At 44.2% G+C, this 11,714-nt stretch carries 9 protein-coding genes; 4 read left to right on the top strand and 5 right to left on the bottom strand.

The window, feature by feature from the left end:
* Together PLL47_RS02910 and PLL47_RS02905 are read left to right on the top strand one after the other, a co-directional pair.
* Positions 1–182: CYTH domain-containing protein (locus PLL47_RS02910; protein ID WP_324444589.1), on the top strand; the 182-nt coding region annotated here is incomplete at its 5' end.
* 199 nt (positions 183–381) lie between these two features.
* Positions 382–846 carry a type IV pilin N-terminal domain-containing protein gene (locus PLL47_RS02905; protein WP_324444587.1) on the top strand — a complete coding sequence of 155 codons (465 nt, stop codon included), beginning with the start codon at positions 382–384 and terminating at the stop codon, positions 844–846.
* A gap of 137 nt (positions 847–983) precedes the next feature.
* On the opposite strand, the gene metG is transcribed toward PLL47_RS02905, so the two are convergent.
* Entirely contained in the window at positions 984–3,119 is a 2,136-nt protein-coding gene (gene metG, locus PLL47_RS02900) for a methionine--tRNA ligase (protein WP_324444585.1), read from the bottom strand.
* A gap of 327 nt (positions 3,120–3,446) precedes the next feature.
* Here metG and sppA point away from each other — a divergent pair, with 327 nt between their 5' ends.
* Complete coding sequence (sppA, locus tag PLL47_RS02895) at positions 3,447–4,673, top strand: signal peptide peptidase SppA (RefSeq protein ID WP_324444583.1); 1,227 nt, start codon at positions 3,447–3,449, stop codon at positions 4,671–4,673.
* A 124-nt stretch (positions 4,674–4,797) separates the two neighbouring features.
* A complete protein-coding gene (gene serS / locus PLL47_RS02890; RefSeq protein ID WP_324444581.1) occupies positions 4,798–6,060 on the top strand; it encodes a serine--tRNA ligase in 1,263 nt (420 codons plus the stop codon).
* 252 nt (positions 6,061–6,312) lie between these two features.
* On the opposite strand, the gene PLL47_RS02885 is transcribed toward serS, so the two are convergent.
* From PLL47_RS02885 to PLL47_RS02870, 4 genes are read right to left on the bottom strand one after another with little or no spacing between them, the layout of a single operon-like run.
* Positions 6,313–8,289, bottom strand: a complete 1,977-nt coding sequence (locus tag PLL47_RS02885; RefSeq protein ID WP_324444579.1) for a glycoside hydrolase family 15 protein — start codon at positions 8,287–8,289, stop codon at positions 6,313–6,315.
* Positions 8,286–9,092 carry a V4R domain-containing protein gene (locus tag PLL47_RS02880; RefSeq protein WP_324444577.1) on the bottom strand — a complete coding sequence of 269 codons (807 nt, stop codon included), beginning with the start codon at positions 9,090–9,092 and terminating at the stop codon, positions 8,286–8,288. The genes PLL47_RS02885 and PLL47_RS02880 overlap by 4 nt, the downstream gene beginning before the upstream one ends.
* 49 nt (positions 9,093–9,141) lie before the next feature.
* Positions 9,142–10,338 carry a glycoside hydrolase family 57 protein gene (locus tag PLL47_RS02875; RefSeq protein WP_324444575.1) on the bottom strand — a complete coding sequence of 399 codons (1,197 nt, stop codon included), beginning with the start codon at positions 10,336–10,338 and terminating at the stop codon, positions 9,142–9,144.
* Positions 10,335–11,456 (bottom strand): glycoside hydrolase family 57 protein, encoded by a 1,122-nt coding sequence (locus PLL47_RS02870; RefSeq protein ID WP_324444605.1) that lies wholly within the window; start codon positions 11,454–11,456, stop codon positions 10,335–10,337. The genes PLL47_RS02875 and PLL47_RS02870 overlap by 4 nt, the downstream gene beginning before the upstream one ends.
* Positions 11,457–11,714 lie beyond the last annotated feature (258 nt).

Raw genomic sequence — 11,714 nt, 5'->3', positions numbered from 1 at the left:
TCTGTCTTGATGCAGTTGAAGGGCTTGGAGAGTTTCTGGAAGTAGAGATTGATGTAGCAGATAATGAAGATTTAGCAAGTTCGAGGGCTAAGTTATTTGATTTTTTGTATAAGTTTGGGCTGAATGAAAAAGATTCCATCCGGACTTCTTACCTTGAGATGTTGCTGGAAAAAAGCAAGTGAGTCATTATTTAAAATTTGATGACCTTATTATCCTGTACTCTTCCTTTTATACTTCATTCTCCTCCTCTATATTCATCTTTTTCTTTACTCTTGTATTCATTTCTTAGACAATAATAACTTTTTAATCTCAAACAGTCTTAAATTTTATATAGATAAAGCTGCTAATACTCAATGAATATTTTTGGATTTGGAGTGAACCATGGGTGCGGCAGAGATTTTAAAAAATAAAAAAGCGGTCTCGCCGATTGTTGGGGTTGCTTTGATGGTTCTTTTAACTATTATTTTTGCATACGCTATAGGTTCCAGCAGCATTACAGGTATTTTACAATCCTATTCAACAGGGCTTTCAATGGGCGGCAGGCTTGACACCGGAGAGCTTGAAGGAAACCTTATAAAACTTGAACACAACGGCGGAGAGCCATTCACGTTTAAGAACGATACAAAAGTAATGGTAGAAGTTGACGGAGATAGTTTCGAATTAAATATCTCTAATTTATACGGTACAACCCTGAAAACCGGAGATACGGTAAACCTTTACCTTGACCCAAAGTATCCTGAGGATATTGGCAAACTTGATAATGTCACCAAAGGAGATAAGCTCGTCTTAAAAGTAATTGACGGAGAAAAGAGACTTATGGTTTTAAGGCAGGAAGTCGTTGTTTGATCACTTCCTGCAGCATATCTATCATGCCCGCATTTTATACGGGCACGAAGACGGATATCTAACTTTTACTTGTTTTTAACTTATTTTAATATGTTTTAAATTCTACATTATTCAAAACTTTTACTTTTCTCTACTTTTTACCTGATTCTGGAGCCCGGCTTTATATCTTTATCCGGCATCAGAGCTGCTACAATTGCTCCACCGTCATCGGCTGCAAGCATCATGCCGTTTGACTCAACTCCGCAGAGTTTGGCGGGTTTCAGGTTGGCGAGCACGATTACGGATTTTCCGACAAGCTCTTCTGGAGTGTAATATGAAGCCATGCCTGCAACAAGCTGCCTCGGCTTTTCCTCTCCTATATCCACTTCAATTCTCAGGAGCTTTTTTGACTTCTTCACAGGCTCGGCAAAGAGTACTTTTCCTACCCTGATGTCAAGTTTTGCAAAGTCCTCGTAATCAATCAAGGGAAGAGTTTCAATCTGTTCTTTTTCTTCTGCTTTTGCGGTACCTGCGGCTTTTTCTTCTGCTTTTGCCTCTTCAGATGGGCCCATTCCTTCGGACTTTGAAGGTTCTTTTTCATTTCCTTTTGCTGCGTTTCTCTTTGCGTTTGCGGCTGCTACACGCTGGTTTGCAATCTCCTCCATTTCTCCTATCCTGTCATCTTCGAGCTTGGTAAAGAGGATTTCAGGTTTTGCAAGTTTTGTGCCTGTTTTCAGGGGAACAAGAGCATCTTCATACAGTGCAGCGTGTATATCGTTTTCCTGTCCGAGTTCTTTCCAGGCTTCTTCCATAGTCTGCGGGAGCACAGGTTCAAATATAAGGCTCAGGGCTTTAACGAGGTGCAGGCAGTTATAGACAACCTGTCCGCATGCGGCTCTGTCTTCTTTTATCAGTTTCCAGGGCTCGCGGGACTGGAAATAAGTGTTTCCGAAAGAAGCAAGGGTCATGGCGGAATCTACGGCTTTCTTGAACTCGTACTCAGCCATACCGGCTTTGACCTCTACAAGAGCCTTCTCTATCTCTTTCTGGACTTCAGGTTCTACTTTGCCTTCCGGTACCTCGCCGTAGTTCTTGAAAGCAAAAAGCATGGTCCTGTAGAGGAAATTTCCGAGCACTGCCACAAGTTCGGCATTGATCTTTTCCTGAAGCACGCGCCAGGAGAAGTTCAATTCCTTTGTATGGGAGGTGTAGCTTGCAAGGTAATACCTGAGAAGGTCGGGATGGAAGCCGTGGTCAAGATAGTCTTCCCCTACCCAGACTACATAACCTCTGGTTTTGGAAAACTTTCTGTCTTCTATTTTTACCATGCCTGAGGCTACAACTGCTGTGGGTACGGAATAATCTGCGCCTTTAAGCATGGCAGGCCAGAAAATGCAGTGATGGTAGGTAATATCTCCTCCGATGAAATGAACTATTTCTCCATCACCTTTCCAGAATTTCTCCCAGGAATCTCCTGCCTGTGCAGCCCATTCCTCTGTGAAAGCAATATATCCTATCGGGGCATCCACCCAGACATAGACTACAAGATCATCGTGTCCGGGGAATTTCACTCCCCATTCAAGGTTCCGTGTAATGCACCAGTCTGTAAGCCCCTGCTTTACCCATCCAATTGCATAGTTGATGGCGTTTGTGGTCCCTCCGAGGTCGTTTGAGAGGTAATCCATCAGATAATCGCTGAATTCAGAAAGTTTGAAAAAGAAGTGTTCCTGCTGGCGGTATTCTGCAGGGCCCCCGCATATAGTACAGACAGGGTTCTGAAGCTCTCCGGGCTCAAGGTGTTTTCCGCAACCCTGGTCGCATTCGTCTCCTCTGGCGGTTTCTCCGCAGTGGGGGCAGGCTCCTTCTACATACCGGTCAGGAAGGAAACGGTTGCATGCCGAACAGTAGGCAATCTCTATAATTTTCGGGTAAACATAGCCTTTTTCAATCAGCCTGCTTACAATGTCAAGTGTCCGACTATGATTTTCAGGGTCATCCGTTGTCCCGAAGGCATCAAAATAAATCCCAAGCTGCTTGAAAGTTTCATCAAAGTGTTTATGGTATATCTCTACAAGTTCTTTAGGGGTGATCCCGAGCTCTTCGGCATTTACGACAATTGGTGTGCCATGGGTATCCGAGCCGCAGACAAAAGTAACTTCCCTCCCTTCCTTTTTCAGGGAACGGGCAAAAATATCAGCTGGCACATAGGTTCGGAGATGCCCAATATGTGCCTTGCCGTTGGCATAGGGCAGGCCACATGTGACAAGTACGGGTTTACTGGATGAATTTGACATTCTTATCTCCATATATTTTTATAAGTGTATCTCTTCTGGACGACTGCAATTCTGAAATATATTTCGCTTATTGTGTTTAAGGGAACTTATTTGAGGGATAGTTGATAACTATATCTAAAGAGGGGTGGAATGCAGAGAAACATAAATAGTTGCTCTGACAATTCAGACTATTGAAATAATCTTTTCATTGAGGGTTTCTGAAAAAATATCTTTCTGGCAGTCCCTTCTCAGGGAATTTGCCTGCCCCTTAACTGGAGTTTTCAGCAGTGAAAAAGTACAGACCGGGGAAGTCAGAGAAACAAATCCAAGAAATGCGGTTCTGTCAATATGAACGATGAAAATGTAAATTCAGAAAATATGGATTCAAAAAACACGAGTCCTGAAAAGATATCTGGAGATGACCTCTCGACAAATAGTGTTTATAATCGAAAAGAGACTAATGTTCCTGATGGAGGCATTTCGGAGAGTACAATCAAGGAAAATTCCTCAAGTTTATATTCTTCTCCTGAAAGACAGGAGGCGGCAAAAACGGATTCTCAGGGACCTTCTCCCATGAACCCTCATAAGAAAAACATTGAAAGCAAGAGTTTAAGTATGAATTCGGGCTCTTCCCCTTCCTTTCCTAAGAAGAAACGCAGCAGTACATCGTATTTTATGGTGTTTCTGGCTTTAATTGCTGTTATTATGGTCAGTATAGCTGCTATTTTTTACAGCCTCGGTTTCGGAGGAGATCTCGGGAGTTCCGACAAGATAGCGGTAATTTATGTGCAGGGCTCCATGCTCACAGGGAATATTCCCGCAGGGCTCGGCTATGCAACCTCCGAAGAAATATGTGAAAATATTCGCTCTGCTGTAGAGGATGATAATGTCAGGGCAATTGTACTAAGGGTAAACAGTGGTGGAGGATCTCCCTCGGCTGCTCAGGAAATATCATTAGAGATCGAAAGAGCACAGGAACAGGGTATCCCTGTTGTTGTTTCTATGGGAGACCTTGCAGCCAGCGCTGCATATTATATCTCTGCACCGGCAGATTACATATATGCAAATCCCTCCACAAATACGGGATCTATTGGAGTTATCTGGACCTTTGAGAATATGTCCGGTTATTACCAGAATGAAGGTGTGGATTATTATGTTGCGAAATCAGGAGAGTTCAAAGATATGGGAGGGAACTGGAGAGGGCTTACCGACGCAGAGAAAGAATATGCTGATACGGTTGTAATGGAGAGTTATGACGAATTTGTGACCCAGGTTGCCGACGGGCGGAATATGAGCCGAAGTGAGGTAAAGGAACTTGCTGACGGCCGCATCTATACCGGCTACAGAGCAAAAGAGCTTGGGCTTGTAGATGACTTTGGGAACCTCTATGACGCAATTGATAAAGCTGCGGAACTTGGAGGTGTCCAGGGCGAGCCAAGAGTTGTATATATGAACAGAGCAACTCTCTCAAGTTTTCTTCTCGGCTCGGAATCCAACGATTCCAGCGAGGCCAGCCAGTTCGTCAGTTACTTTGAGGAAAGTCCTTACGGGAAAATCCTTGCCAGTGTAAGGTAATCCGGAATTTCCTTACTTTCCTTTTTCCATTACTTATTTTTGTTTTTCTGTCTTTTATATAGACTTTCAGTCTGAAAATAGCAAAATATATATTAGCTAACATGCAGGATATCACGGGCTTAACATGCTGGAACTTAAATTTGTACGTAATAACCCCGACGTAGTTGGGCGTGCTCTTATTAACAGGAATATGGGCACAGAACTTATTGATAGTCTTCTTGAATACGATGCAGCCTGGAGGGAATGTCTCGCCGAGGGCGACAGCCTGAAGCATAAGAGGAATGTGGTCACCCGCGAGATAGCGCAGCTTAAAAAGGAAAATAAAGATGCTGCGTCCAGGATAGATGAAATGCAGGGCATTAACAGCCGTATTAAAGAGCTGGATGACAAAATACGCGATTACAAATCAAAAATAAATGAAATTATGCTCAGTATTCCCAACATCCCTTCCGAAACTACACCTGTAGGCAAGGACGAAAACGACAATCCGGTTGTAAGGGTAGTTGGAGAGCCAAGAGAGTTTACGTTTACTCCAAAGCCTCACTGGGAAATCGGAGAGGCTCTGGATATCCTGGATTTTGAAAGAGCAGCCAAGATCTCAGGCCAGGGATTTACAGTTCACAAAGGAATGGGTGCAAAACTCGAAAGGGCACTTATAAACTTCATGCTTGATGTTCACACCAGGCAGGGCTACCTTGAAGTTTTCCCTCCTGTACTTATTAATGAGAAAGCCATGACCGGTACAGGCCAGTTGCCCAAGTTTAAAGACGATATGTACGGATGTACTGATGGTTTCTATCTTGCGCCTACTGCGGAAGTGCCTGTAACCAACCTTTTCATGGACGAATATATGGAAAATCTGCCAGTATATCTTACAGCATATACTGCATGTTTCAGACGTGAAGCAGGAAAACACGGTCAGGATACAAGAGGCCTCATCCGCAACCACCAGTTCAATAAGGTTGAACTTGTCAAGTTCGTGAAGCCTGAGACCTCTTATGAAGAGCTGGAAAAACTTACTCTAGATGCGGAAGAGATTCTCAAACTCCTTAAGCTGCCTTACCGCGTAGTGAGCCTCTGCACCGGTGATCTGGGATTCTCGGCTGCAAAGACTTATGACCTCGAAGTATGGATACCCACACAGCAAAAGTACAGGGAAATTTCTTCTTGCTCAAATTTCGAGAACTTCCAGGCAAGGAGAGCCAATATTCGTTTCAGAACTCCTGAGGGACCTCAGTTTGTCCACACGCTTAACGGCTCGGGGCTTGCTGTCGGCAGGACGGCTGTAGCAATACTGGAAAACTACCAGCGCGAAGACGGCAGCGTAGAAATTCCTGAGGTTCTCAGACCTTATCTGGGTGGGGCTGAAGAAATCAGAAAAGAATAAGATTAATCGTTTGAGTTTGCGAATTTCTCAAAAAAATTCTCTCGTAGAGCTGGCAGAACTCCATTCCATAGTTGACAGGCACCACAACTGAAAGGGTGATAGAGTGAGCCGGAAGCCGTGTAAGTGATAATTAAATAATTGAAGGCTTCCGATTATTTCACCCGATTTTTTCTTTCTTTAGCATGAAAGTACTTGAAAGAACTTTCATTCTTTGGGCATGTTATTCGAAGAATATCATGTGCGTTTTTAGCCTTACTCGTGGCTTCCTGCGTTTCTTCTGCAAATTTTATCAAAGAGAATAATATTATCGAGCATGAGAGACCCGCTCCATCCAAGAGGAATTGCCCATGCAGGTTTTCCTGTAGACTTATCCACCTGCTCAGGGAGAAGACCTGTGCTTGTCGCTCCCGCAAGAGCCCATCTAAGGCATTTAATCCCTTCACTGATCAGCTTTTTCGCTTCTTCGGCATACTGGCCCTGTTCCCCTTCCGGAAGATCCAGAGCAAAAGCAAACATAGCTTCCGAGAGCCAGAGAGTTGTTACTATCCAGGGATTTCCATCAATATAAGTGTCATTTTCGTAACGCTTTATTCCATATCCCGAATTGATGGGAATTGAGAGCTTCTTCTGGATATTTTCTATCAGGAAAAGAATCATATCCCTCTCTACGGGATCTTTCGGAGAGAGCATCCCAAAAGGCATATAAGCGCCCAGGACACTTGCATCCATCGTTTTGTCAAGCTTTTCGTGGATAATTCCTTTTGCAAAGTAGCCTTCCTGAAGCCAGAAACGGTCAATTGTAGCCTGTTTGATGAACTCAGCTCTTTTCTTCCAGCGCCTTGCCATGCCGGACTCGCCGTTTTCTTCTGCAAGGTGGGAGGCGCCCATAAGCCCTGCGTAGATCGAGGAATTTGTGTAAGTGAAAATCCCATAATAGGTCTCCCACAGGTCCATACAGCTCTCATGAAGGCCCGATTTTGTCCTCTTCATCAGATACTCGGCTGCCCTGAGAACTGAGACCCATACTTCTTCCAGAAACTCGACCTTTTTGAGCCCCTCAAGAATCCTGTAATATACATCCATGGCATGGAGTGTGGATCCTGTCTCGTCTATCTGGGTAGAATAATCAAAATTTCCCCAGGAAGGGGCTATATTTCCATCGAGCCAGTACCTCTGGAACCATGAACCGTCAGGCAGCTGGGTCCGGATGCACCACTTAAAAAATCCGTCGCAATATTCGGGATATCCTGAATGCTTGAGGGCAAGCACCAGCTCCGAAGCGTCTCTGTTCCAGCAAAATCCGTATCCTCCGCATTTCTCAAAATTAGAATCAAACTCCGGGGCAGCTACGAAAGACCCATTTTCATGGTCGTTCAGGAGATAAAGCATGAGAAGAGCCCGGTTATAGGCATTGAGCAATTCCTGGCGCAGGTTATTGTATCCTTCGATTCCTGGCATTTTAAGCACATGCTTTTTCGACAGCCACATAACCCAGTATTCCCTGGTCTTTTCAAAAATATGTTCAAGAGGCAGTTTGGACAACTCACGCATCCTTTTATACAGGAGGCTCCTTGAAGACGCAGCTCCTATAAAGATGACAAATTCATTTGCCCCGTCAGCTTCCAGATGGAGATCCCAGCCAGCAGCGTTATTGATATTTCCAATGTCTTCTTTATTTCGCTGAAGCTTTCCGTCTTCCATATCATACTTGGAATTTGTCCACCAGATAGTGTCCATTGCCTTTCCAACCTGCCACTCCGTAAATTCAGGCAGGGCGTAGATCCCTATATAATAATCCTGCCAGTACTGAGCAAGCAGGCGGGCTTCTGAATCGCAAAAACCCGAATTCTTTTTGGAGGTTTCTCCTACATCGAAATTCGAGTAATAAAAAAATTTCCCGGAGATTTTTTGCTGGGACTGTATCTTAAATCTGCGGATAAGGACAGGGACGTCAGGGTGCACAAGATCTAGAATAGAGATTCTTATCCCCGAATCATGGTAAAGTTTTGTAGATACTATATTGGTATCTTCTATGTAATTCTGAATAGAGTGCCATTCATTGTCGTTTGTCCAGAGGAGCCTTTCTCCCGTATGGATGCAGGCGATGGATTCTTCTACGTGCTGGGCATGATCTCTGCGGGGGTAAAACATGCCCAGAATTTCTCCTTTCCTCCCCATTGTCACAAGCAGCTCGTCATTTCCAAGAATGACATTTGGTTGTCTGATCACTTAATCTCCCCTCTGAGCTGTTGTTCCTGGCCTGGGCTGGAAGGTGCCAGGGAAATTATATGTTCGCAGACACTTTTTCCGGTGGCTTTACAGCTGACCTCCCTCACACTTATGTTCTTTCCAAAGTACTCAGTAAGGTAACCTGCAAAGTAGCCGCTCATGAAGGCGCAGACTGGCTGGTCTGAACTTCCGTAAACGTCGGCTATAAAAGAGTCTTTTACAATGATCTTTCCTTCATAGGTCTCGGGGTTGCAGTCAATTTCCAGGATTCCCCAGCCCACAGCTCTGTAAAGCTCTGCTATCATACTTGCGAAATTACTGTCATTAATCGGCATAATACTCTTAAAGTATTTTGCAGCATGGCTCCCTCCGCGCAGCCCGGACAGGGTGAGAAGACCTTCAGCATGCGGCACACTCTGATTAAGAGTTTTGATAATATCAACAATCGTGAGCGACCTTGCCATTACCCCCCTTACTCCTATCACGTTGAGGGGAAAGTCCACGGAGTAAATCATGCCGAACTCAGAGATTCCGTGTTCGACTGCCCTCACAACTTCCAGTCCTTCGATTTTATGGGCAAGTTCCTCTATATCCACATCTTTCTTAAGTTCTGTAAATATGGAGTATTCTCCCGTGTCCTGCGTAATATTGTCAATGTGCCCGAACTTGATGAATACATTTTCTTTTTCAAGAAAATCGGTTATTACGGACAAAGAACCGGGCCCTTTCGAATAAGTAATCTTGAACCATACAATTCGCGAATCTTCATTAAATCCTGCAAACATGCATAAGTCCCTGACCATACGACTCAAACTCCCATTGATCTGTAAGCATATTGAAACGTATCTTTTATTAAGCCATTCTGCTGATTTTTTTGAATACCTGAGCTTTGAAGTCCATAAGTACAGCCATGAAATTGACTGCTGCCTCGAAAGGTGTGGAATGGACGCTGAAATAAGAATGAACATCTCCGTCTCCAAGCCATTTGGTGCACATGTAGTAGTAATGGTCCGAAGTCAAAAGGTGCTTCCATATCCGCAGGATTTCGGGGTCTTCTGTTTTTTTCACAAAAGGTTCAAGCAGTTTTATTTCCTCAAAGCAGCGCCTCTGCATATCGTTCCCAAGCCACGCACTGGTGTCGCGCTCCATATCAGCCCAGGAAATCGTTGAGAAGTCTCCAACGTCGATCTCGGCTACAGGTGAATACTTTCTGGTAAGCTCTACAGGAGTACTGAATTCAAGCCCGTTTTTAAGGACTTCTGCAGGCAGTTTTTTAATAAAATCAAAAATTCCGGTCTCTCTCCACTGGTGCTCTCCAAAAGTTTCGTAGTCCATAAAGATGTTGATGCAATCTTCATTAACCCCTGAAGCCCATGACGCCCATTTTTCCGCAGTCAGGGGATAGCCTTCCCACCATCTTGCAGAGAAGCGGTATCCTATATCGTCGCTCAGTTTGTAATTCCTGAAGAGAATAGGTAACCCTGAATCTTTTGCTTTGTAAAGAACATTAGGCGACCTTCCTTCAAGCATATGGTCCGCGCCTTCCGTAAGAATTGCTTTGTACCCCAGCTCGGAAACGACCTTTGCTATACTGTTATTGTAGAGCAGCTCTGTGTTTCTAAATACCTGGGGTTTAACTCCAAGGAGATCGGAAACCAGTTTTCTGTGTTCCTTTACTTCTTCAACAAACTCTGTTTTGTCTTCAAAAAGGCTTGAGAGGGAATGGTAAAATGTCTCTTCGAGAATCTCTACTGACCCGGTTTCTGCAAGCTGCCTGAAACTTTCAGTTACCTCTTTCCCCCAGAGTTCACATTGCTCAAGCAGGGTGCCGGTAATCGAAAGGGAAAACCTGAATTCTCCTTTATGTTCATCAAGGGACTCGAGAAGAGTCCTGTTTGCAGGGATATAGCATTTCTGTGCTACTCTTTCAAAGATCTCCCTGTTACTCCTTTCGTCAAAATAGCGGAAAAAGCCGGACCTGTCATCAGGCCAGAACCTTCGAAGCCTGAATGGCTGATGAACCTGAAAATACATGCAGAGAGATGTCATGCACTTTCCTCCAGGACAGCTCTTCTTAAATCCGAGAGAATGGAATAATAGTTCACGGCTCTTTCATGTCCTTCACGAGAATTTTCCGGACCCATTGAAAAAAGGATTTCACTCTGCTGAAGGTAGCCGAAAATTTGCTTCAACTTCTGGTAGTTCTTTTTTTCTTTAATTTCTGCAAGTTCTTCCCCAACCCTTACAAGCTCCCTCAAATAGATCTGCTGTGCATGGTTTCCTGCGGCATTGTGCATCCCATAGCGGATTGTCTGTTCTGTCCCGAGGGTAGGAAGCCTCAAAGGACTGAACCTCCTTACCGCTTCCGAAGGTTTGATCATTTCAATGCCCCGGCTCTTCAGGGCTTCCGGAAAAGCTCGTATAAAATCGGCTATCGTGCTCCTGTTCCTGTGGTGAAGGCAGAGGCTGGTGTAATTTATATAAAGGGTCAGGACATCCCCTTCAATGCCTGAAATCCAGTCTGCGAATTTATCCGGAATAAGGGGGTAACCTTCCCAGCTTTTTTCCGAAAAGCGCAGTTCGAGGTCTTCACTGAGGTTTATGTGCCTGAGAAGAATCGGGAGCTGGTTTTCAAAAACGCGGACCGGGTCATATCCATCAAGAACGTTTCTTGAACCTTCGGCAATAAGACACCTGAAACCCATATCCGCAAGTATGCCTGTCACTCTCTGCGTGTACAGAAGTTCCGTATTTACAAATGTTTCCGGGATTATTCCAAATAGCTCCTTTAGCATTTCCCTGTAAATTGTTACTTCTTCCCTGAACCAAGAAAGGTCAGGATAAAGGGCACTCAGGGAATGGTAATTGCAGCTCCCTGTAAACTCCACTCTCCTGTTTTCTGCAAGTTCCCTGAAAGACTCAAGCATTTCAGGGTCCCACCTGCATTGTTCAAGGAAAGGACCTGAAAGATCAAATGAATAACTTCCTCCCCTTTCAATTGACTCCACAAAAAGGTTATTAAGGCGCAAAAACTCCCTTCCTGTTTTCAATAGCCTTGAAAAAATCTGATTCCGGTCAAAATACCGGTCCATTTCAGGCACCCCAAAAAAACCCTCTGAAGGCCAGTACCATTTTGGGCTGTAAGGCAGATGCACTCCCAAACACATGCAAACGGCTTTCATAACAAAATAATCTTGTGCGGAAACCTACTAAAAACTATTGTTTCTTTCATTCTCTTGCCTGTAACGGAATTATTGATCATATTCAAAAACTGCGCCGCGCTGGGATGGGGCGACCTGGCGGGTAAGATAAACAACAACGTACAAACAGGTCGGCAATCAAAAGATAAAAGAGAATATACTGGAAACACCGCTGGCTGAGAGAATAAGCTTCTTATCCTTAAAAACCGGTTTAAATTAAGTTAA

Source organism: Methanosarcina sp., assembly GCF_035390745.1.
Lineage (GTDB): Archaea > Halobacteriota > Methanosarcinia > Methanosarcinales > Methanosarcinaceae > Methanosarcina.
Note: the sequence above shows the minus strand (reverse complement) of the source record. Positions and strands in the feature narration are given on the sequence as shown.